Origin of the sequence: Salinisphaera orenii subsp. halophila YIM 95161 (assembly GCF_003732545.1) — a bacterium.
Taxonomy (GTDB): Bacteria; Pseudomonadota; Gammaproteobacteria; order Nevskiales; family Salinisphaeraceae; genus Salinisphaera; species Salinisphaera orenii_A.
Window position 1 is genome coordinate 25,368 of record NZ_AYKF01000071.1, and the last position, 19,527, is coordinate 44,894.

General features: G+C 69.0%; 16 protein-coding genes. 4 read left to right on the forward strand and 12 right to left on the reverse strand.

Translation table 11 applies throughout. From position 1 onward, the window contains the following. Positions 1-343: 343 nt before the first annotated feature. Positions 344-1,060, reverse strand: a complete 717-nt coding sequence (gene fliA, locus SAHL_RS06825) for an RNA polymerase sigma factor FliA (protein WP_184947459.1) — start codon at positions 1,058-1,060, stop codon at positions 344-346. Positions 1,061-1,360: 300 nt separating this feature from the next. Then, positions 1,361-2,698: a sigma 54-interacting transcriptional regulator gene (locus SAHL_RS06830; RefSeq protein WP_184947461.1), complete on the reverse strand. Its 1,338-nt coding sequence runs from the start codon at positions 2,696-2,698 to the stop codon at positions 1,361-1,363. Positions 2,699-2,812: 114 nt separating this feature from the next. Between SAHL_RS06830 and SAHL_RS06835 the strand changes: the two genes are divergently transcribed. Further along, positions 2,813-3,949 (forward strand): glycerate kinase, encoded by a 1,137-nt coding sequence (locus SAHL_RS06835; RefSeq protein WP_123590663.1) that lies wholly within the window; start codon positions 2,813-2,815, stop codon positions 3,947-3,949. Positions 3,950-3,986: 37 nt separating this feature from the next. Then, entirely contained in the window at positions 3,987-4,943 is a 957-nt protein-coding gene (gene corA, locus SAHL_RS06840; protein ID WP_123590664.1) for a magnesium/cobalt transporter CorA, read from the forward strand. A 278-nt stretch (positions 4,944-5,221) separates the two neighbouring features. Here corA and SAHL_RS06845 read toward each other — a convergent pair whose 3' ends face one another. The 4 genes from SAHL_RS06845 to SAHL_RS06860 all read right to left on the reverse strand — a co-directional run bounded on the left by SAHL_RS06845 (position 5,222) and on the right by SAHL_RS06860 (position 9,888). Then, positions 5,222-5,998 carry an MlaA family lipoprotein gene (locus SAHL_RS06845; protein ID WP_123590665.1) on the reverse strand — a complete coding sequence of 259 codons (777 nt, stop codon included), beginning with the start codon at positions 5,996-5,998 and terminating at the stop codon, positions 5,222-5,224. Next, positions 5,995-7,287, reverse strand: a complete 1,293-nt coding sequence (locus SAHL_RS06850; RefSeq protein ID WP_148045513.1) for an alpha/beta hydrolase — start codon at positions 7,285-7,287, stop codon at positions 5,995-5,997. Before SAHL_RS06850 ends, SAHL_RS06845 begins: the two co-directional genes overlap by 4 nt. A 322-nt stretch (positions 7,288-7,609) precedes the next feature. Beyond that, complete coding sequence (locus SAHL_RS06855; protein WP_123590667.1) at positions 7,610-8,272, reverse strand: hypothetical protein; 663 nt, start codon at positions 8,270-8,272, stop codon at positions 7,610-7,612. A gap of 194 nt (positions 8,273-8,466) precedes the next feature. Then, positions 8,467-9,888, reverse strand: a complete 1,422-nt coding sequence (locus SAHL_RS06860) for an amidase (RefSeq protein ID WP_123590668.1) — start codon at positions 9,886-9,888, stop codon at positions 8,467-8,469. 161 nt (positions 9,889-10,049) lie between these two features. Between SAHL_RS06860 and SAHL_RS06865 the strand changes: the two genes are divergently transcribed. Then, the gene (locus SAHL_RS06865) at positions 10,050-11,096 is read left to right on the forward strand and encodes a M23 family metallopeptidase (protein WP_221177869.1); all 1,047 of its coding nucleotides are present in this window, start codon (positions 10,050-10,052) and stop codon (positions 11,094-11,096) included. 178 nt (positions 11,097-11,274) lie between these two features. Here SAHL_RS06865 and SAHL_RS06870 read toward each other — a convergent pair whose 3' ends face one another. From SAHL_RS06870 to SAHL_RS06890, 5 genes are read right to left on the reverse strand one after another with little or no spacing between them, the layout of a single operon-like run. Then, positions 11,275-12,222: an oxygenase MpaB family protein gene (locus SAHL_RS06870; protein WP_123590670.1), complete on the reverse strand. Its 948-nt coding sequence runs from the start codon at positions 12,220-12,222 to the stop codon at positions 11,275-11,277. A gap of 57 nt (positions 12,223-12,279) precedes the next feature. Beyond that, a complete protein-coding gene (locus SAHL_RS06875) occupies positions 12,280-12,876 on the reverse strand; it encodes an exonuclease domain-containing protein (protein ID WP_184947463.1) in 597 nt (198 codons plus the stop codon). A gap of 25 nt (positions 12,877-12,901) precedes the next feature. Next, complete coding sequence (locus SAHL_RS06880) at positions 12,902-14,383, reverse strand: SLC13 family permease (protein WP_123590672.1); 1,482 nt, start codon at positions 14,381-14,383, stop codon at positions 12,902-12,904. Then, positions 14,380-14,979 (reverse strand): LOG family protein, encoded by a 600-nt coding sequence (locus SAHL_RS06885; RefSeq protein WP_123590673.1) that lies wholly within the window; start codon positions 14,977-14,979, stop codon positions 14,380-14,382. The genes SAHL_RS06880 and SAHL_RS06885 overlap by 4 nt, the downstream gene beginning before the upstream one ends. A gap of 39 nt (positions 14,980-15,018) precedes the next feature. Next, positions 15,019-16,395: a hypothetical protein gene (locus SAHL_RS06890; RefSeq protein WP_123590674.1), complete on the reverse strand. Its 1,377-nt coding sequence runs from the start codon at positions 16,393-16,395 to the stop codon at positions 15,019-15,021. Positions 16,396-16,630: 235 nt separating this feature from the next. On the opposite strand from SAHL_RS06890, the gene SAHL_RS06895 reads away from it, so the two are divergent. Continuing rightward, complete coding sequence (locus SAHL_RS06895; protein WP_123590675.1) at positions 16,631-17,617, forward strand: TerC family protein; 987 nt, start codon at positions 16,631-16,633, stop codon at positions 17,615-17,617. A 170-nt stretch (positions 17,618-17,787) separates the two neighbouring features. Here SAHL_RS06895 and SAHL_RS06900 read toward each other — a convergent pair whose 3' ends face one another. Then, a complete protein-coding gene (locus tag SAHL_RS06900) occupies positions 17,788-19,116 on the reverse strand; it encodes an alpha/beta hydrolase family protein (protein WP_245968426.1) in 1,329 nt (442 codons plus the stop codon). Positions 19,117-19,527: the final 411 nt, after the last annotated feature.

The following is a 19,527-nucleotide window of genomic DNA, read 5'->3' on the forward strand; positions in this document are numbered from 1 at the left end:
ACCGGAGCGTACCGCAGACAAAGAAAGACCGCCCGAAGGCGGTCCAATCGGAGAAGCCGGTACAGCGGTGTTCGTACGGCCCGCCAACACTTCATGCAAACGTCGCGTTGAAGACCGCAAATCGTGTGCGGTCAAGCACGAGTCTGGATCGTGGCGCACCACGATCCAGACGTGCAACGCCGCAGCGCGCCCCTGGTTGTTTCATGGGCGGCCCAACCCGTAGTGCCAAGCGCCCTATGTAACGACCAGAGTGACTGCGCGGCGCACACTGCGCCTTGCCTTGCCGACCATAGTCAATTTGCAGGAAGCGCTTGGCACGGGCTCGCATGGCGTATTGACAGGCCTAAGCGAATTCCCCGAGTTGCTCGCGCACCTTGCGGATGGCCCGCCCGTGCAGCTGGCAAGCGCGGGACTCGGACACGCCGAGCCGTTCCGAGATCTGGCGCAGATTGTAGCCCTGCTCGTAGTAGAGCTCGAGCAGCCACTGCTCGCGCTCCGGCAGATCCTGTGCCGCGCGCACGATGGCCTCGCACAGGTCCTGGCGCTCGACCAGGCGCTCCGGGATCGCCGCCGCATCGGCCGAGACCTCGAGCGCCGGCTGATCGGCCAGCGTCGCGTCCAGACTGGTCAGGTGCGTGAGCGTGATGTCGTCGCAGAGGCGCCGGTACTCTTCGCTCGTCATGCCCAGCTCGGTGGCCATGGCGGCGCTCGTCGCGCTGCGGCCGTCGCGCCGCTCGATGTCGCTGCGGGCCCGCTTGAGCGCGCGCGCGGCCCGATGCAGCGACCGCGGCGCCCAGTCCCCGCGCCGTATCTCGTCGAGCATGGCGCCGCGAATCCGGATACCGGCAAAGGTCGCGAAGCTGGCCTCCTCGTCGGACTGGAAACGCTCGACCGCCTCGAGCAGGCCGATCATCCCGGCCTGGATGAGGTCCTCGATCTGAACGCAGGTCGGCAGACGACGGTGCAACCGCCAGGCGATCCGCTTGACCAGCTCGGCGTGGTCGTCGAGCAGCGGTGCCACATTCCCCACCCCGGCATACATCACCGCAGCGTTTTGCATGACTGATCCCCCCGTATCGTGGATGTCGACCTGCCGGGGCATGATCGACGCCATGTGCCATGCGAAGCGCGGATTGGAAGTCCTGTTTTGGCGCCCGCTGCGCACATTTTCCCAATCGCTTTCGCAAACGCCGTGCCTGAAAATAAAATCATTCGTTTTCAAATAATTGAAAAAGAATAATCCAAAGCGGCACGCCAGCACGGCGCAAAAGTGACCTAAAACGTCATTTGATGACGTTATATGTCACATCCGATGCGGGTGCAAGTGATGCCCGGCACGGCGCCGGGGTGTCGCGCCGCGTCAGTCGACCGCGATGCCGTAGCGGCGAAGCTTTTCGATCAGGGTGGTACGGCGCAGCCCCAGCCGCCGCGCCGCCTGCGCCACGACGCCGTTCTGACTGTCCAGGGCCTGTCGTATCAGCTGCCTCTCGACGTCCTCGACGAACAGGCGCAGATCGAGGTCTTCGTCGGGCAGGCGCAGGCTCGGCGGGCGCACGGTCGCAGCCTGCTCCGTGGCCGGATCGCACGCTGGCGATGACGCCAGATGACCGTCGAGATGCGCGGCATCGATCGGCTCGCCGGGATACAGGATTGCCAGACGTTCGACGACGTTGGCGAGTTCGCGCACGTTACCGGGCCAGTCGTGGCGCTTGAGCCGCGCGGTGGCGGTCGCATCAAAACGCGCGGTCGGCCCGTCGAGCCGGGCCGCCAGCGCCTCCATCAGAGCCGGGATATCGGCCCGGCGCTCGCGCAGCGGAGCCAGCCGGATCGGAAACACCGCCAGCCGGTGATACAGGTCGGCACGAAAATCGCCTCGCTCGATCGCCTGCGTCAGATCCCGCTGCGCCGCCGCGACGATGCGCACATCGACGGCGCGGTCGCCCGCGCTGCCGCCGGCCTGGAAACATCGATCCTCGAGCAGGCGCAGCATCCGCACCTGCAGATCGAGGCTCATGTCGTCGATGCCGTCGAGAAACAGGGTGCCGCCCGCCGCCCGTGCCAGACAGCCGGCGCGGGGCCCCGACGCAGACTTAGCGCCGTCATCGTCGCCACCGAACAGCTCGGATTCGAGGCGTGCGTGCACAATCGCGCCGCAGCCCAGCGTCACGAACGCCCCCGAGCGCCCGGATCGGCGGTGTATCTCCCGGGCCGCCCGCGTCTTGCCCGTTCCGGACTCGCCGACCAGCAGCACAGTCGAGCCTGTGCCCGCGATCCGGGCGATCATCTCGTTGACGGTCCGCATGGTCGGGGTTTCGCCCACCAGCCCCGTTGCCCGGGCGCCGGCCGCGAGCTCGGCCCGGACCCGGCGATGCAGCGTCTCCGGCGAGGTGTCGGTATGGAGCACGGTCACCTGCGCATCCAGCCGGTCCGGCGGCGTATCAGAGACGAGGAGACAGCGGATTTCAGAGGTCAGCGCGAGGACGCCTTTATGAATCGAGGACTCGCTGCCGAAATCCACGAACACCGCGAGATCGTAGGGCGTCAGCCGATACGGCGGATCGTGCGCCAGATCCCCGGGGCGCGCGAAGCCGCAGGCGACCCCGCAGGCGTCGAGATGATCCAGCAGCGACTCGATCGCCTCACGATCCGAGGCCACCACGAGCACCGAGGCGGTATGATCCGAAGCCGTTGCCGCCATGGGCTGCTTGCCACCTGTGTCTGCGCGCGTACCGTTATCCTGTAAAGCTGTATCGGCCGACCTCGACATGACCTACAGACACCGCATCGAAAAAATCCACGGACCGCGCCGCCCATGAGATCGCCGACCGTGATCATCGCGCCGGACAGCTACAAGGGCAGCGCCGAGGCGGCCGACGTCGCAGCGGCGCTGGCCGCGGGCCTGACCCACAGCTGCCCTGACGCGACGATCGCCGAAGCGCCCATGGCCGACGGCGGCGAGGGCACGCTGGCCTGCATCGCCGCCGCGCGCCCCGGACGCTGGCAGCACGCCTCCGTCGAGGCCATCCACGGCGAACGCGTGACGGCGCCCTGGTACCGGACCGAAACCGGGCTGGGCGCGATCGAATCCGCCCGCGTGCTCGGACTGCCCCTGATCGAGCGCAGTGACCGCGCCCCGGGACTGGTCGACCGCGGCAGCGGCGCGCTCGGCCGGCTGATCCGTGCGGCGCTGGACGCCGGCGTGCGCGAGATCGCCGTCGGCCTGGGCGGCAGCGCCTGCAATGATGCCGGCCTGGGCCTGCTGCTCGCCCTCGGCGCCCGGGCGCGCGACGCCGGCGGCCGTGACGTCGCGCCGACCCTGGCCGGCCTGCTCGCCCTCGATACGCTGTCACTCGACGACATCGATCCGCGGCTGGCCGATACCCGGCTGCGCGTGCTCTGCGACGTCGACAATCCGCTGCTCGGTGCGACCGGGGCGAGCCGGGTCTATGGCCCGCAGAAGGGCCTGACCGCGGCCGAGATCGACGCGGTCGAGCAGGCTTTCGCCCGGCTGGCCTGGGCCACAGGAGCACGCGCCGATGTCGATGCGCCCGGCAGCGGTGCGGCCGGTGGCCTGGGCTTCGCTCTGGCCGCGCTCGGCGCCACACTCGAGCCCGGCGCCGACACCCTGATCGAGCTGACCGGGCTGAAGCGACAGATGGCCGCCGCCGATCTCGTGATCACCGGCGAAGGCCGCTCGGATGCCCAGACTCTGTCCGGCAAACTGCCGCTGGCGATCGCGCGCGCGGCCGCGCCAGTGCCGACCGCGCTCCTGTCCGGCGCCATTGCGGACGACGCCCGAGACGCACTCGAAGGCGCCTTCGCCGGCTGTTACACGCTGGTCGAGCGGGCCGGCTCGACCGAGGCGGCACTCGCCGACCCCCTGTACTGGATACGCACGGTCGCCGCCCAGATCGGCCACGATATCGACCGGCTGCGCGCCCGCGGCTGAGGCGCAGCGCACGGGCATTCCATCACCATCGAGACCCATGCTTCGCACCTTTGAAATCGTCGGCCAGACCATCGTCGAACGCAGCGCCCCCGCGCCCGACGACCGGGGCGCGGACCTCGCCGCGGCGAGCTGGATCGACGCCCAGGACCCGACCGCCGAGGAACGCGAGAGTCTCGGCCGGTTCCTGGCCGACGAACTGCCGGAAAGCCATGTCGTCGAGGAGATCGAGGCCTCCGCCCGGTTTTTCGTGGACGTCGACGGCATCCACGTGCACTCGCTGTTCCTGTCCCAGAGCGAAGGCCGCCACGACACCGACACCGTGGCCTTCATCCTGCAGCCCGAACGCCTGATCACCTTCCGCGAGGGCGATCTCGCCGACTTCCGGCTGCTGCGCATGCGCGCCCGGCGTCACCAGGTCGAGGCCGACTCGCCCGCCGCCCTGCTGGCCACGATCTTCGAGCAGAAGGTGGAGAATCTCGCCGATACGGTCGAGGACATCCACTTCAAGCTCGAGCAGGTCAGTCACCTGGTGCTCGAGGACGAAGAGGCGGACCTCGAGGACGCGATCGATCGGCTCGCCAAGCTGGAGGACTCCAACGGCAAGATCCGCCTGTGCCTGATGGACACGCAGCGCTCGATCTCGTTTCTGCTACGGCATCTGCCGGCCCGTTCGCCGGTGCGCGACACCGCCCGCGAGATCCTGCACGACCTGGACACGCTGATGAGCCACATCGCGTTCCTGTTCGACAAGATCAACTTCCTGATGGATTCCACCCAGGGCTTCATCAACATCGAACAGAACCAGATCATCAAGATCTTCTCGATCGCGGCCGTGGTGTTTCTGCCGCCGACGCTGATCGCCAGCATCTACGGCATGAACTTCCAGCACATGCCGGAACTGGCGCTCACCTACGGCTATCCGATCGCGCTGGTGGCGATGGTGCTGGCCGGCATCGCGCCCTACGCCTACTTCAAGTACAAGAACTGGCTCTAGGCGCCCAGTCCGCGCCAAGCGCTGTCTTGCGGCGAGACGAGGCGTCGTGCGGTCGTCCTCGCAAGCGTGCCAGGACGCCGGGTTGCCGCACGACAGCGCCTGGCCCGAAGGCCGGACCGCCCATGAACAAACGACCATGGGCCACTGCGGCGTTGCCGGCCTGGTCCGTGGCGCGCCCCGATCGGCGACTCGCGTCTTGCCGCACACGATCTGCGATCTCCAATGCGGCGCTCGCAAGAAGCGTTAGCAGGCCCCGGCCGCGGCGCGCGACGCCCGACTCACTGTTCCACCTGCAGGGCGCGATAGTTCATGTAGACCAGCCGCACGAGGGTGTACTCGAACGGCGATCCGGTCTGGTAGTAGCGGAAATTGACGGTGTCGCGCGTATTGATCACGTACAGGGTCCAATACGGCAGGCGCGCCCACGGATGCTCGTCGAGCTGTAGCGGGTCGATGGCGTAGAACAGCCCCTGATCGCCGGCCAGGCCGATGCTGTCACGCAGCGACGACGGCCCGAAGAACGGCAGCACCAGGTACGGCCCGGCGCCCACGCCGTAATAGCCCAGCGTCTGGCCCAGATCCTCGTCGCGCTGTTCCAGGCCGATGGCGCCGGCCGGGTCGAACAGCCCGCCCAGGCCGACCGTCGAGTTGATCACGAACCGCGACAGCGTCACCGCGGAGCTTTCGGGCTTGGCCTGCAGGACACTGTTGGCGAAGGTGTTGATCTCGCCCAGATTGGAGAAGAAGTTCTGCACCCCCGTGCGCGCGAAGCCCGGCGTGATCGTGCGATAGACCTGGACCGCCGGCATCAGGACATAGCGGTCGGCGAGCGCGTTGAAGCGATACACGCGCCGGTTGAAGCCCTCGAAGGGGTCCGAGATCGCCAGCGGGTTGGCGGTGGTCTCGACCACCGGCACCCGGTCCGGCGTGTCCGCGTCAATGGTCCGCGGCGGTGGCGTGCTCGCACAGGCGCCCAGGGTCAGGCAGACGAGCGTCGCCCACAGCAGTCGCTGCTGGGCGGCAAATCGGCGGATGGGGCGTGCAGGGCCGTTCATGGCGAGAAGAAGTCCTGTAGGGCGGCGATGGTGTCGCGATAGCCGAGATTGCCCAGATGACCGCCGTGCGGCCGGATCCGCGCGCGCGAACCGAAGGTCGAGCGCAGGAACGACACGTCGCCGTCGCCCAGAATCGGATCGTCGGCGTTGGCGAACACGGCGATGTCCTCGTGCCGCGCGAGAAAATCCTCGATATGGCGCAGGTCGGCCTCGGCGATCAGCCGGCGCCGCGAGAGATCGCGGCCGTCGCGGTTCCAGTACGGCAGCAGCAGCTCGTCGATGTAGTCGGTGAACGACATCCGGAACGAACGCTTGATATAGGGATCCATCGAGTCGTAGGGGCCGAGCTCGACGTTGCGCGGCACGATCACGTCGGACTGGGTGAGCACGTCGGCGGCGAACGACATGTTCGCCAGCGCCAGCCGGAAGGCCAGGCCCACGATCGCGGCGATGTCGGCCCGGTCGGGCGACTGGCTGGTATAGGCGCGATAGAGGAAGTCCTCATTGAAGCGCAGGCTGTCGCCGCTGGAATAGATCCGCCTGAGCCCGCCGAGACCGCGCGCCACGAACGCGGGGATGCCGTCGATGCCGCCGTCCAGATTGCGTTCCAGCAGCGCATCCATGCGCCGGACCGAATCCCAGACGCTGACCGCCGGATTGAGCAGCAGCACACGCGAGAAATCGAAGGTGCCGACCTTGGCGTCGTGCGCCGCCACGAAGGCGGCCTCGGTCGCGCCCAGGCTCCAGCCCGTCAAGGCATAGCCGGTGACCTCGGTCGTCTCCGGCAGATCGTCGCGCACCGCGCCCATCAGCCGGTAAAGCTCCTCGACGTCCGCCGACATGCGGCCGGGCACCGGGTGCTCCGCGGCCCCGAGCATGAACGGAACGCTGGTGGGCGATGGCAGGCAGGCGACGCTGTAGCCCACCTCGTGCAATGCGCGCGAGAGCAGCACGCACTTGCTGGACAGCGCGCTCGCGCCGGTACCGGCGATCACGAACGCCAGCGGCGCCGGCTCGTCCTGCGTGACCAGCAGATACTGCAGCGGCCGCGCATAGCGCAGCGATGCCGGCGTCTCACGCTCGACCAGCGGCTCGAGCGTACGCACCGCGAAATCCAGATCGGCGGGCAGCTCGGCTTTGAGATCGGCCGGGGTACCGACGACCGTGGCAGCCAGACCGTCGGTGATGGGATAGCCGGCGGCAGCGCCGCCTTCGGCCTGGGCCTGCGCCAGCGCTGCGGGGGCGCACAGCACCAGCCACAGGAAGAGCAACCCCGCACGCATTCGCATCATCGCCTGTCCACCGCATAGATCCGGAACATGACGCGCCGCATCATACGCGATTACGACGCCCGCCAGCGGTCGCCGGCCCGCCGGGCAGGCGCCGTGGGCGCCGGACGATTACGCGGGTACTGCTGCACATGACAGCGACAGCTTGCCACGAGAGGCCACGCCGCGACAGTCGGGCACCGGGCGACCGCCCCGCATGCCGCCGAACACACCGCCGGCGCAGGGCCTGCGGGCGAGCGTCCGCGATCCGCGCCGGCGCCGGAGCCGGAAGAACAGACTCGGAGCCGTTCCAGCGCCGGGAGCAGCGGCGGCACGACCGACGTCAGCGGCGCCGGAACGCCGCATGCGCCAGCACCACGCCGGCGATCGGCGGCAGCAGCAGCGCCCAGTCCGGCGGCCCGACCGGGCCCGCCATGGGCTGCATCGCCAGTGCCCGCAGGCTGGCGAAGATCTCCACGTAAGTGCCGATCAGCAGGAGGCCCAGACCGATGCAGGCCGCGCGCACATAGCCCCGCCGCGCGCCGCGATGGAACAGGACCGCGCTCAGGGCCGCCAGCAGCAGCACGCCGGCTTCCGGGAGGTCGAAACGCATGCCCGCAGTGCCCAGATTCGCCAGCACGATCGAAGCGCCCAGCGACACGGCCGCGGCGAAACCGTAGCCGTTGCGCGGGCGGCCGCTGGAGACACGTCCGCGCCTTGGGGATTCGACCGGCGCGGGGCCGGCCGCGCGCGAACTGGAGACGTCGGTCACCACACCGCCCAGCCGGCGAAAACGCACCTCGGCGCCCACGCGGGGTGATTCGCGATCGCGCCAGGCGAGCGGCCCAAAGGAATCGTAGCGGCCCGAGGCGTCGACGATCTCGCCGCAGCCGTCCACCGGGTCATAGCTCGCGATCCGGCCCGTCGCCTCGCGGCGCATTCGCTGGCCGGGCTCGTCATCGTCCGGGGCGCCGCCCGCGGCCAGCCCGGCGATCGCGCGGTTCATGGCATTCGCCGCATCGTCGGACGGTATGCCCGGTTTCTGTCTCAAGCGAGCGCTCCCCCGAAGCGGGTCGCCGCGACCGGGTCCTGCCCCGTATCGCGGCGGCGGCGCATACGCGCGACGGGCGGCCGGTCCGACGAACGCCTCATCGACATGGCGTACGCAGATCGAAAGACGACGATACGGCCCCGATCAATTCAGCCGTACTCGGCCGGATCCGGGACCGCCGGGAAACGCGGCGGATGCGCCGACATGTAGGCATGACAGGCCCGCAGCACCCGGACGTCGTCGAACTTGCCGCCGGCGAGCTGAAAGCCGACCGGCAGTCCCTGGTCGGTGAAACCGCAGGGCACGGAGGCCGCCGGCTGCTGGCTGAGGTTGAACGGATAGGAGAACGGGGCCCATTCCTCCCAGTCGCGCATGTCGCTGCCCGGCGGCACCTCGTGATTGACCTCGAACGGCTCGAGCGGAACCGTGGGCGTCATCAGCAGATGATAGTCCTGGTTGAAGTGCTCGAGACGCTGGGTCAGGCGGGCGCGATCGGCATAGCCGCGAAACAGATCCAGGGCCGACCAGTTCTCGGCATGGCGGGCGTTGGCCACCAGCCCCGGGTCCAGCTCCTGGCGCCCGGTCTGGTCGCACTGCGACCAGACCTCGAGCGAGGCCGTGAACCACAGCCGCCTAAAGATATCGATCGGGGTCTCGAAGCCGGGATGGATCTCGACGATCTCCGCGCCCAGCTCCTCGAGCTTGTCCGCCGCCTCGCGCACGCGGGCGGCGATCTGTTCATCGACCTCGGCATAGCCGAGATCCGGGGAATAGGCGATGCGCAGGCCGCGCAGATCGCACTCCAGATCGACGCCCCAGTCCTCGGGCTGACCGCGCGTGGCGTAGGGATCGCGATAGTCGTAGCGGCCGATGACGTTGAGCATGCGCGCCGCATCGGGAACGCTGCGCGTGAGCGGGCCGATGTGCGACAGCGTCGGCATCTTGGCCGGCGGCCACTGCGGCGTCCAGCCGAAGGTCGGCTTGAAGCCGAACACGCCGGTGAAGCCGGCGGGGATGCGGATCGAGCCGCCGGAGTCACCGCCCTGGTGGAGCACCCCCATGTTGAGCGCGGCCGCCGCGGCGGCGCCGCCGGAGGAGCCGCCGGGCGTCAGCCGCGTGTCCCAGGGATTGCAGGTCGCACCGAACACACGGTTGTCGGTGACCGCCTTCCAGCCGAACTCGGGCGTGTTGGTCTTGCCCAGCATCACCGCGCCGGCTTCGCGCAGCCTGGCCGCTGGCGGCGCGTCGGCGTCGCACAGCGCCTCCGACGTGGTCAGGGAGCCCTCGCGCGCGGGCATGCCCGCCACCTCGGTGAGATCCTTCATCGACACCGGCACGCCGTCGATCGGCGACAGCGGCTGGCCCTGGCCCCAGCGGCGGGCCGAGGCGCGGGCGGCGTCCTCCGCCCCCTCGCGGTCGACGTAGACGTAGGCGTTGACCTTGTCGTTGAAGCGCTCGATGCGATCGAGCGCGGCGCGGGTCGCCTCCAGCGGCGAGGCGTCGCCGCTGCGGAACAGTTCCGCAAGCCGGCCGGCGTCCAGGGTTCCAAGATCCGTATCGTTGCCGCTCATGAGTCCCCTTGTTCGTTCGGCATCGGTGTTCGGCGTGCGGAGGCTAACCGGGCCGTCGCCGTCGACCAATCCGGAAAACTACCCAACGGCGAGCGCCCCGCACGGCCCACATCCAGGTCGGGGACCGCGGCGTAATGCGGGTATCATTCGCGGGCGCGACCATGAACGCATCCAAGGACACAGACACCCCGGCCCGGACCCGGTTCCGGGCCGATGACCGCGACCGTTCGAGGTCGCCCCTGCGGCCGTGGCTGCTGTTACTGCTGCTCGCCGCCCTGATCGCGCTGCTGGCCAGCCGGCCTGAGCTGCGCCGGGACGCCGCGGCCAGCGCCCGCTCGGCCGTGTTCGACGGGCTGAACATCGCCCCGCGCCGGATCTACGCCTGGCGGCTGTGGCTCGCCGGGCTGGACGACAGCGCGCTGGGACGGCGCTGGGCATCGGCGGTCGAGCGCGCCGGCGCGGACCCGATCGTGCTGGGCGAGCGCTACCGCGACACGCACCGCTTCGCCCCCGACACCATCGAGGCGCGCGTCTACCGGACCACGCTGGAACGCGGCCGGCAGCTCGCGCTCCGCGTGACCCGAACCGACGACGACCGCGACCGGCTCTATGCCAGCGTCGAGCATCGCAGCGACGGCGACGCGGACTGGTCGACCGTGGCCTCGCTGCCGACCGACGGCACGCGTCGCCGGATCATGGCCGAGGCCGACGGCGACTACCGTGTCGTGCTGCAGCCGGAACTGGCGGCCGACGTGGCGTTCACGCTGGCCGCGGCCACGGGCGGCTCGCTGGCGTTTCCGGTGGAAGGCGCGGCCGAGCGGGACATCGGCAGCGGCTTCGGCGCGCCCCGCGACGGCGGCACCCGCGACCATCACGGCGTGGACATCTTCGCCGCCCGGGGTACCCCGGTGCGCGCGGTGGCCGACGGCCGGGTGCGCACCGGCACCGAAGGCATCGGCGGCAATCACGTCTGGCTGTCGTCGGGCATGCTCGGTATCGGCGGCGCCCGCTACTATTACGCCCACCTCGATGCATTCGAGGTCGAGTCCGGCGACTCGGTCGCCGCAGGCGACGTGCTCGGCACCGTGGGCAACACCGGCAACGCCCGCACCACGCCACCGCACCTGCACTTCGGCATCTATCTGAGCGGCGGCCCGGTCGATCCGGCGCCCTTTCTCGGGCCGCCGCCGCGGCTACCGGCACAGTAACCGGCGCCCAGGGCCGGCGCGGCGTTCGAGTCGGCCTGGCCCGGCATACCGCCTCGACGGCAGGCGGTGGCCGGGCCGGACCCGCGCGCCCTGGGCCTATCGGGCGAGAATCAGCGCATGCGGACCGGCGGCCCGAGCCCACAGCGCGCGTCGCGCGCACGGGTTGCCGCCCCGCCCATCACTCGAAGCGCAGACAGTCTCGCTCGGCCCCGGCGCGCCGGGCCGAGCGCACGGCCACGCCCTCGGACATCGCCGCGCGGATGAGCGGGCCGATGCGGTGCAGGCTTTCCGCCGAGGCACGATCGACCAGACGCTGGCGCGGGGTCCGCTGGATCAGGGTTCGCGCCCAGGGCGGCAGCAGCGCCGCCCCCGCGCCGAGGAACATGCGGCGGGAGACGCCGGCCACCGGGATCGGCAGCGCCATGGATTCGAGCACGGCCAGGGTCTCGCGCGAGCGATGGTCGAAGCGCAGCGCCGGCTGCATCGCCGCGAAGTACTCGTCCATCTGCGCCTTGGATGCCGGCACGTCGGTCGCGCCCAAAGCCTCGGCGATACGCCGCGTCTCGTCGAAGTAGGCGTCCTGGGCCGCGCGGCTCAGATCCGGCCGACGATACCGCCGGTAGCCGGCCAGAAAACTGGCCATCTCGGTGCAGTGCACCCAGGTGAGCAGGTCCGGATCGTGGGCGGAGTAGGGTTCGCCGGCATCGGTGGTGCCGCGCACGCGGTCGTGGATGCGATCGACCATCTCGATGATGCGGCGGGCGTCCGCGGTCGGCGCATAGGTGGTCGCGGCCACGAACATGGTCGTGCGGCGCAGGCGCCCGAGCGCGTCGTCGCGGAAGTTGGAGTGGTCGACCACGCCGGCCAGCGCGCGCGGGTGCAGCGTCTGCAGCATGAGCGCGGCGATGCCGCCGGCCATCATCCCCGGAAAATCGGCGTGGACTTTCCAGGTCACCGACCCCGGCCCGAACAGACCCGGATCGCCCGCGGGCGCGTCGTAGTCGATGCCGAAGTCCTCGGTTGTGGCCACCACGCCGACGATGGCCTGGCGCAGGCGGGCGTACACCGGGGTCAGCAGTGCGTCGGGGCCCGGCAGGCGGCGGGACAGGCGATCGAGTCGGGACATGGGCTCAGGATAGCGGGCGTGTCGAGACAATACCGGCGGCGGCGGTACGCGGATGCGTCAGCGCGCGGCGTCCACGAATTCCCGCAGCGGCCGGTGCGCGGCCAGCAGCCAGTCCTCCACGCCGCGACCGCTGGCCGCGATCGCCGCCAGCAGCACCTCGCCGGCGGCGCGCGCATCCTCGCCGGCGTCGTGATGCGCGAACACGATGCCCAGATGTTCGGCCAGACCGGCCAGCCCCCAGCCGCGGCGGGCGAACTGCGGAAACGCACGCCGCGCGACCCGGGCCGAGTCCAGCCAGCGGGCGGCGATCGGCGCGAGATCATCGGCCGCACAGGCGCGGGCCAGCGCGGTGACGTCGAAGGCCGTGTGCGAGACCGCGATCCGGCCGGCCAGGCGCGCCGCGATCGTCGGCCGCAGCGCCGGCCAGTCCGGCGCGTCGCGCACATCGGCCGCATGCAGCCCGTGGATGGCGATATTGTGCGGCGAGAAATGGGCGCGCGGATTGACCCGCCACACCGCACAGTCGACCAGCGCGCCGCCGGCGAAACTCGCCAGACCGATCTGGCAGATGCTGCCCGGATCGGCGTTGGCGGTCTCGACGTCGACGGCGATGAAATCCGGCGCCGGCGCGGCGCGCCCGATGGGCCGCGCCACGCTCAGCCGCCGCCGCGCGCGGCGGCTACCACAGCCAGCCGATCAGCAGATAGGGCACCAGCGTGGCGATGATCACGCAGATGACGTTGAGCACGAAGCCGGCGCGGATCATCGACTGGATGCGCATGCGACCGGTGGCGAACACGATGGCGTTGGGCGGCGTGGCCACCGGCATCATGAACGCACAGCTGGCCGCGAGCGCGGCCGGCACGGTCAGCAACAGCACGTCGACGCCGACCGATCCGGCCAGGGCCCCGAGCAGCGGCATGAACACGGCCGCGGTCGCGGTGTTCGAACTGACCTCGGTCAGCGAGATGATCACCAGCACCACGGCGCCGATCAACAGGACGGCCGGCAGCGCGCCGAAGATCTCCATCTGGGTGGCGATCCATTCGGCCAGCCCCGTCTCCTTGATCGCGCCGGCCAGCGCCAGACCGCCGCCGAACAGCAGCAGCACGCCCCAGGGCACGTTCGCCTCGTTCTCCCAGCTCATCAGCCGCGCGCCCTTGCCGTCGCCGGCCGGAATCACGAACAGCGACACGCCGATGGCCATGGCGATGAGCGCGTCGGACAGCCAGTCGAGGCCGTAGTCGGTCAGCAGCGGCCGGCTGATCCACAGCGCGGCGGCGAGCAGGAACATGCCGCCGACGCGCTTTTCCGCGCTCGACATCGGCCCGAGCTCGTCCAGCTCGCCCTTGAGCATGTCGCGGCCGGCCTTGCCGGTGTCCAGCTCGAAACCGCCGCGCACCAGCCAGGCCCAGGCCGCGGCCATCATGACGATGGAAACCGGCAGCCCCACCATCATCCACTGGGCGAAGCCGATGTCGATGCCCTGATCCGAGGAGAGATAGCCGGCCAGCAGCGCGTTGGGCGGCGTGCCGATGAGGGTGGCGACACCGCCGATGGAGGCGGAATAGGCGATCGCCAGCAGCAGGCGCGTGGCGTAGCGCTCGACCGCGGGCGCCTGCTCGCCCTCGGGGTCGTCGGCCATCAGGCTGACCACCGACATGCCGATCGGCAGCATCATGATCGAGGTCGCGGTGTTGGACACCCACATGCTGATGAAGCCGGTGGCGATCATGAAGCCGGCGATCTGGCGCTTCGGCTGGGTACCGACAGCCAGCAGCGTGGTCAGGGCGATGCGCCGGTGCAGGTTCCAGCGCTGCATCGCCAGCCCGATCAGAAAGCCGCCAAGAAACAGGAAGATGATGTCGTCGGCGTAGCCGTTGGCCAGATCCTGGAAGTCGCCGATGCCGATCGCCGGGCCGAGCGCGAGCGGCAGCAGCGAGGTGGCCGGGATCGGGATCGCCTCGGTGGCCCACCAGGTGGCCATGAACAGCGCCAGCCCGGCGCAGTGCCAGGCCGGCGCATCCATGCCGGTGGGTGCCGGCAGCAGCAGCGTCGCGATCAGGAACAACGGCCCCAGCGCCAGGCCGATGCGTCCGGCGCGACTGGCGGCATGGGCGTTCTGCTGATTCGCGCTGACGCTTTCCTGGCTGGAACTCATGGGCGGATGGCCTCGTCGGTCGTGGTGGGGTCGGCCTCGGCGGCGCCGAGACGCGCGAGCAGGGTCGTCGGCTCGGCGGCGACCCGCACGCGCTCGACCTGGGCGGCGGCGACGAAGCCTTCGGCGCACATGTGCGCGAGGCAGTCGCGCAGCGGCGCATAGAAGCCGTCGATGTCGAGCAGGCCGCAGGGCTTGTCGTGATGACCGAGCTGATGCCAGGTGAGCACTTCGAACAGCTCCTCGAGGGTGCCGAAGCCGCCCGGCAGGGCAATGAAGGCGTCGGCGTTGTCGATCATCAGGCGCTTGCGCTCGTGCATGCTGTGGACGATGCGCAGATCGGTGAGCCCGTCGTGGGCCAGCTCGCGGTCGAGCATCGACTGCGGGATCACGCCCAGCACTTCGCCGCCGGCCGCGCGCGCGGCGTCGGCCATCGCCCCCATCAGGCCGATCCGGGCGCCGCCGTAGACCAGCCGCAGCCCCGCCGCCGCCAGCGCGCAGCCGAGTCCGGCCGCAGCCTCGCGGTAGATCCGCCGCCCACCGTCGCGCGAGCCGCAGTAGACACAGACCGATTGGATACGCGCGGGCGCCTGACTCATGTCAACAGCATACCGGCCCCGGCCCGCCGCCGGCGACGGTCAGCGCGCATCGTCGCGGTCCTTGACGAAGGTTTCATCGGTCTCGCCCCGGAAGAACCGCCGACCGTAGATCAGCAGGCACAGGCCGATGCCGACCCCGAACGCCCAGGCCGCGCCCTGGGTCACCAGCACCCCGGCAGTCACGCCCGCGATGCCCAGATCGCGCTGGCTGCGCGCCTCCATGATGCCGATGCGCACGCTGACATAGCCCTGAATGAGCAGCGTCAGCGCCAGAGCCACGCCCAGAATCGGCTGAATGACCGAGACGATCGGCAGCAGCAGCAGACCGGTGTTGGTGCCCCAGCGGAACGAGCCCGCGCCGCCGAAGATCGAATCCATCGCCTTTCGGCCTTCCTTGTAGCGTTCGGTGATGACCACGTGCATCGCCGCCCACAACGGGCCGCACATGGCCACGTCCGGGCCGAACACGCTCATCGCGGCGTTGCGACTGCCGAAGATCATGTGCGCCCGGTCCGGGCTGTAGTCGATGGACTCGTCCGGACGCGACCCCTCGGCCTCGTCCAGCAGCGCCTTGGACTGGAGCACGTCGCCGAAGAGCACGATATAGGTCGCGGCCACCATCGGCAGGGCCTGGATGAAGAACCATAGCGGCGGCAGACCCACACCGAAGACCGTGTACTCGCGCCAGAGGGTGACGAAATCGGGCTTGGAGAAGCCCCATTCCACATCCGGCCACGGCGCCTCGCCGAACAGCGGCGCGAGCACGATCGCCAGGGCGATGATGGGGAATATCCCGAGCTTGCCGATCAAGCCGAAGACGACGCTGCGCTGCTTCAGGGCGTTGAATCCCTGAGAAAAGATCAGCAGGAAGGCCAGCCCGACCGCGATCGAGATGGTGAAAGGGAAGGTCCAGAACCGGCCGTCGTCGGCGAACACGGTGTTCACCGCCGCCAGCCCCGCGCCCATGATGATCCCGGCCTTGAGCGCCGGCGGCACGAAACGCACCACCTGTCGCGCGAGCCCGGTCACGCCCAGCCCGATGGACAGCGCGCCGAGCATGAACTGAAAGGCGATCAGCGCGTGGACGCGATCGGTGCCCTCGGGAAAGCCCTCGCAGTAGGCGATCAGCAGCGGGATCGCGGGCGTGATCCAGCCGGGGACCACGGGATCGCCGAGCAGATGATGGGTGAGATAGAGCAGGCCGTTGAGCATGACCACCGCGAGTGCGGCCTCGAAGGGCATGCCCAGCAGGTCCGTCATCAGCGGGATCGCGGCCAGATCCACCGCACACATGAGCAGCCCCTGCAGATAATCGGGCCACTCGAAGCGGTAGTGAAGGAACGGCAGGCGCAGCTTGAACGGCCCCATGCCCCAGTACGGCGCTTCGCCGCGGGTGCGATCTCCCCAGTGCGTCATATGCTTGCGTTACGGTCGCTGAACAGGCCGCAAGATTATTGACCCGGGAGCCGAACACGCAACTGTTCGCGATTTCTCGTCGGCGACTAACTCGGGCCGGCCGCGTGAGCGAAGCAGGCGTGGCCACCGAACCGAGTACAGGCGCCGCGGTCTTAACAGCGCGTTGAGGCGAACGGCGTTAAGCTCGCGCCGGCCGCGCCGCGGCCCGAACGCGATCATCAAAGCGAGAATCCACATGCATGTGCCGGTCTGGGTCTGGGCTACCACCATTGCGGGCATCATCGCCCTGCTGATCTTCGATTTCGTCGCCCACGTGCGCAAGCCGCACGAGCCGAGCCTGCGGGAGGCCGGCGGCTGGTCAGTGTTCTACGTGGTGCTCGCGCTGCTGTTCGGCGCCGGGCTCTGGTACGTCTGGGGCCACCAGCACGGGGTCGAATATCTGGCCGGCTACGTCACCGAGAAGAGCCTCTCGGTCGACAACCTGTTCGTGTTCGTCATCATCATGTCCGCCTTCGCCGTGCCCAAGGCCTACCAGCAGAAGGTGCTGCTGATCGGCGTGGTGATCGCGCTCATCCTGCGCACCATCTTCATCGCCCTCGGCGCGGCCGCCATCGAGCATTTCTCCTGGGTGTTCTACATCTTCGGCCTGTTCCTGCTCTACACCGCCTACAGCCTCGCGACCTCTTCCCACGACGAGGACGAAGCGTTCGAGCCCAACATCATGGTGCGGCTGGCGCAGAAGTATCTGCCGGCGACCGACGAATACAACGGCGCGAAGATGACCGTCGTCGAAAATGGAAAGCGCATGATCACGCCCATGCTGATCGTGATGATCGCCATCGGCGCCACCGACATCCTGTTCGCGCTGGACTCGATCCCGGCGATCTACGGGCTCACCAAGGAGCCCTATATCGTGTTCACGGCCAACGCCTTCGCCCTGCTCGGCCTGATCCAGCTCTACTTTCTGCTCGGCGGCCTGCTCGACCGGCTGATCTATCTCAGCAAGGGTCTGGCGCTGGTGCTCGGCTTCATCGGCGCGAAGCTCATCGTGGAGGCGCTGCACGGCAACGAACTGCCCTTCATCAACGGCGGCGAGCCGGTGCACGCGGTACCGGAGATCCCGATCTGGTTCTCGCTGTCGGTCATCATCGGCATTCTGGTGGTCACCACCGTCGCCAGTCTGATCCAGTCAGCGCGCGCGGACCGCAAGAACGGCCACTGACCCCCGAGGCCCGCGTCCATGGCCCAAGCGCGGAGACGCACTCCGGCATTGCGGCGCCTGCACGGGACTCGGAAGGCGGGCGCGGTGATACCCGGCGCAACTGCTATCGCCTGCGGGCATGAAAAAGGGCTGGAGCGCATGCCCCAGCCCTCGACGGGCGCCGGCCCCGATCAGGACGCCGGACAGGCGGGGATGCCGGCCCGCTGCTCACGGGTGAACTGGCAGCCGTAGTTCTCGTCGTCGATCGCGTCACGTGAGACCGAGTCGCCGGCCGGCTTCTGGCCGTTCTGCTCCCAGGCGATCATGGCGTTGAAGGCCTCGACGAGTTCCGCCGGCTCCCAGTCGCAGTGCGGCGAGGCCCGTATCGCGCGCTGAACCAGCAGATCCTCGTTGCCGTTGGCCTGGGCGCGCTCCCGGTAGAGCTGTTCGTGCAGGAAGGGCACGTACAGATCGCCGGTGTTGTGCAGCGTCACCACCGGCACGCTGAACTCGCCGTTGATCTTCGGAATCCAGCGCAGACCGTCGGGCTGCGGGGGATTGGCATCCGGGTTCGCGTTCACCCGCAGCATGCTCTGATTGAACAGGCTCTCGTCATCGCTGACCGCGTTGGGGTCGCCGTCGTAGTTGTAGTGCACCTCCGGGTTGCCGAAGCTGTTGCGCGCCAGGATGCCGTTGACCGTGCCGTCACGCCCCCCGGTACCCATCACGACGTTGTAGTAGCCGCCTCGGAAACCCTGCTCGAACGCCGGCCGGTCGCCCCCGCTGAGCGTGCGGACGATGTTCTCCAACCGCAGGCCGGCCTCGGTGGGCACGCCCTGCTGTTCGAAGCTCGGAGGTGCTTCCCAGAGCACCGCATCGATCGCCGACTGGTCGAACTCGGCCGGATAGCTGTTCGGTCCGAGATCCGCGGCATGCTGGGCCGCAAAGGTGACGTTGCCCAGGTAATCGAACTCGGCGGTACCTCCGACCACGCCACAGCGCGGCACGGCGCCGGCATAGCTCGTCTTGTGGTTGGCGTTGGCCAGGGTCTCGGCTTCGATGGCGGCGGCGGTGACGTGTCCGCCCATCGAATCGCCGGTGATATAGATCTTGTCCGGCGCCATGAGCGTACGCCCGTTCTCGGCGGCGATATCGGTGATCGCGTTGGCCAGGGCGTTCGTATCCTCCACGCCGACACGCACGTCGTAGTAGTTCTTGCTGTAGCTCGAGGCGGCCCAGGCATAGCCCTGACTGATGTAATAGCTGCGCAGCGGCGCATTACCCACCGTGAGCTGTTCGCCCTCGCCGCGATAACCATGCGCATACATGACGAGCATGCCGTTCCAGTTGCCCTCGGTGGGCACCTCGACACGGTAGCCCGCGCCGTCCAGAACACCCCACCAGCGGTCGGTCTCGACGCCGTCCAGCGCCTCGAACGGTAGCGTCGACTCGTCGACGGAAAAACTGCGGTCGTCCTGCAGCCTGACGGTTTCGGCGTTGTCCGTGTCGTCGACGGCCACGTCATCGCCGTCGTCGCTCGAGCACCCCGCCACCAGCGCACTCGCACAGGCGAGCGCCAGGACCTGAGTCCAGCGTAGATCGATCCTCCTTCCCCTCCTGCGCACCGTTGCCGCGGCCTTGTGGCGACCGTCTCGCTCCGGCGCGATTATTTTCGGTTGGTATCCGCTCCCGGTCGGCGTAAAACGAAACACGATTTCACCGACAGCATCGAGTAATCCACCGTCGCACTGCACAAGTCAAGTGCGCGGACGCGAGCGGCCACGAGCACGACGCGAACCCGAGTGGTCTCAAGCCTGAGAGCACGCCATTTTTTATTCGATTCGTCAGTCGTTTGCCGGAATGGCACCGAAAAGCCCTCGATCAGCCGCCGGGGCGCCCCGCGTAATTTGGGATGCCGTTACTGCACCACG